The organism is Oceaniovalibus sp. ACAM 378 (assembly GCF_008085915.1).
Taxonomy (GTDB): domain Bacteria; phylum Pseudomonadota; class Alphaproteobacteria; order Rhodobacterales; family Rhodobacteraceae; genus Oceaniglobus.
Genome location: NZ_VSJK01000056.1, coordinates 1 through 2,612, shown reverse-complemented (window position 1 = coordinate 2,612; position 2,612 = coordinate 1). Strand labels below are relative to the sequence as shown.

General features: G+C 62.9%; 2 protein-coding genes. Both read left to right on the top strand.

Annotated features, from left to right (window positions below; all coding sequences use genetic code 11):
- The first annotated feature begins 155 nt into the window (after positions 1–155).
- On the top strand, positions 156–1,709 hold the full coding sequence (istA, locus tag FQ320_RS25050; protein WP_148475973.1) for an IS21 family transposase: 1,554 nt from the start codon (positions 156–158) through the stop codon (positions 1,707–1,709).
- Positions 1,710–1,729: 20 nt separating this feature from the next.
- Positions 1,730–2,512, top strand: coding sequence for an IS21-like element helper ATPase IstB (istB, locus tag FQ320_RS25045; protein WP_148475972.1), 783 nt, complete (start codon positions 1,730–1,732; stop codon positions 2,510–2,512).
- Positions 2,513–2,612: the final 100 nt, after the last annotated feature.

Sequence of the window (2,612 nt, the reverse complement as noted above, 5' to 3'; positions counted from 1 at the left end):
CTGCGGGTTTCGCAAATTCCCGGACACGGATTTCAGTAATTCCCGGACACGCGTTTCGGTAATTCCCGGACAGTCCCGGGGGGCCTTTGGCCCGGTTGGTCATCGCCTGCGCCGTCGCGGCATTCTCCCGGTCTTGAACAAGACCGGGAGAGAACATGCCAAGACGGAAGCAAGCGAGGCGCACAACCGTGCAAGATATACGAACTATATTGCGACTGACGCATGAACAGGGCCTTTCGGTGCGTGAGGTTGGCCTGCGCCTGAAGCTCAGCAAGACGACCGTGGCGACCTATCTGCTTCGCGCCCGGGAGGCGGGGCTGAACTGCTGGCCATTGCCATCGGGTCGCGATGACGATGCGACGCTGCGGCGGGTCCTTTTCCAGCAGGTTGGACGTCCATCCCGGGATCTGACCAAACCCGACTGGCCGAAGATGGCGGCCGAGATGAAGCGCAAGGGCGTGACGCTGGTGCTGCTCTGGGAGGAATACCGGGCGGCACATCCCGACGGCTATGGCTACACTTGGTTCTGCGAACGCTATAGGGAGTTCGAGAGCCGGGTCAGCCCCCGGTATCGCAATCGCCACGAGGCTGGCGCGGTGATGCAGACCGATTATGCCGGTCATACCATCCCAGTGATCGACCCGGGCACGGGTGCTGAGCATCGCGCCCAGATCTTCGTCGCCGTGCTGGGCGCGTCGAACTACACCTTCGTCTGGGCGAGCCTCAGCCAGAAGCTGCCCGACTGGATCGAGGCGCAGGTCCGGGCCCTGAAGTTTTTCGGCGGGGTGCCCAAGGCGATCGTTTGCGACAATCTCAAGGCCGCCGTGGCCAAGCCGCTCTGGTTCGAGCCGTCGCTGACCAAGACCTTCTCCGACATGGCCACGCATTACGACACGACGGTGCTGCCCGCCCGTCCGCGCAAACCCCGCGACAAGGGCAAGGTCGAAGGCGCCGTGCTGATCGTGGAACGCTGGATTCTGGCCCGCCTGCGCAACCGGCAGTTCTTTTCCATCGAGGCGCTGAACGTCGCCATCGCCGAGCTGCTCGATGATCTCAATGCCCGGACCATGCGGCGGGTCGGGCGCTCGCGGCGTGAGCTCTTTGAAGAGATCGAACGCCCCGCACTCAGTCGGTTGCCCGAGGTGCCCTTCGAGTATGCCGAATGGAAACGCGCCAAGGTGCATCCTGACTACCATATCGAGGTCCTGCACGGCTTCTATTCCGTGCCGCACCGGCTGATCGGCCGGCAGGTTGATGTCCGCCTGACGCACCGCATGATCGAGATTTTCAATAACCATGAACGGGTTGCGGTCCATCACCGCCGCGGCCAGCGCGGCGGCCACACCACCATCAAGGAACACATGCCAAAGGCGCATCAGCGCTACGGCAGCATGACGCCGGAAAGCCTCATCACCCGGGCCGCCCGCACCGGCTATCATGCCGCCGCGCTCGTCGAACGCCTGATGCGCGACAGGCCCCATCCGGAACAGGGCTATCGCTCTGCCCTCGGTGTGCTCAGCCTGCAACGGCAGTTCGGGGCGGACAGGCTGGAAGCGGCCTGCGAACGCGCCCTGACAGTCGGCACGGTCAACTATGTCTCGGTTCGCTCCATTTTGATCACCGGTCTGGATCGGGCGCCCAGCCCGCCAGACCCTGTCACCGCCACACCGGTCCACGACAATATCCGTGGCCCCGGCTACTACCAGTAACCCAAGGAAGGAAGAACCAGATGCTGACACACCCCACACTTAACCAAATGGCCGCGCTTGGCCTGACAGGCATGGCAGACGCCTGGAAGGCATTGGCCGAACAGGATCCAGACCAAGCGCTCGAGCGCAATGAATGGCTGGGGCTCATGCTCGACCGGGAAGCCGCAGCCCGGGCCGACAAGCGCTTCGCCAACAGGCTCCGTAACGCGAAGATGCGCTTTCCCAACGCCTGCATCGAAGATGTCGACTTCGCCGCCAGCCGGGGGCTCGATCGACGGCAGGTCCTCGCGCTGGCACAAGGCGACTGGATCAAGGCCAAGGAACAGATCATCCTCACCGGCCAAACCGGCACCGGCAAGACTTGGCTGGCCTGCGCCTTCGGCCATCAAGCCGCACGGCTCGACCATTCCGTCCTCTATGTCAGAATGCCACGCCTGTTCGAGGATATGGCCATGGCGCGCCTCGACGGGCGCTTCCCCCGCCTCGTCGACAAGCTGGCCCGCGTCCAGCTGCTGGTGCTTGATGACTGGGGCACGCATGGACTGACCGACCAGCAGCGGCTCGATCTGCTCGAGCTCTTCGAGGAGCGCTATCAGCGTCGATCAACCATCATCACCGCCCAGCTGCCGGTCTCGGGTTGGCATGACATGATCGGCGAGCCCACCATTGCCGACGCCATCCTCGACCGGATCGTTCACAACGCCCACCGCATCGAACTCAAGGGAGACAGCATGAGAAGAAAGGACCGAAACGCGAACTTGACCTCCGCCGAAAACACCGAAACTATCCAAACTGAAACATGATCGCAGGCAGATGATCAGCCGGGCCCGAGCTGTCCGGGAATTACTGAAACGGCTGTCCGGGAATTAGCATAATCGCTGTCCGGTATTTCTGAAATCCGCA

Excerpts from the sequence above, each read along its gene's own strand:
- istA (WP_148475973.1), top strand. The coding sequence starts at position 156 with ATGCCAAGACGGAAGCAAGCGAGGCGCACAACCGTGCAAGATATACGA.
- istB (WP_148475972.1), top strand. The coding sequence starts at position 1,730 with ATGCTGACACACCCCACACTTAACCAAATGGCCGCGCTTGGCCTGACA.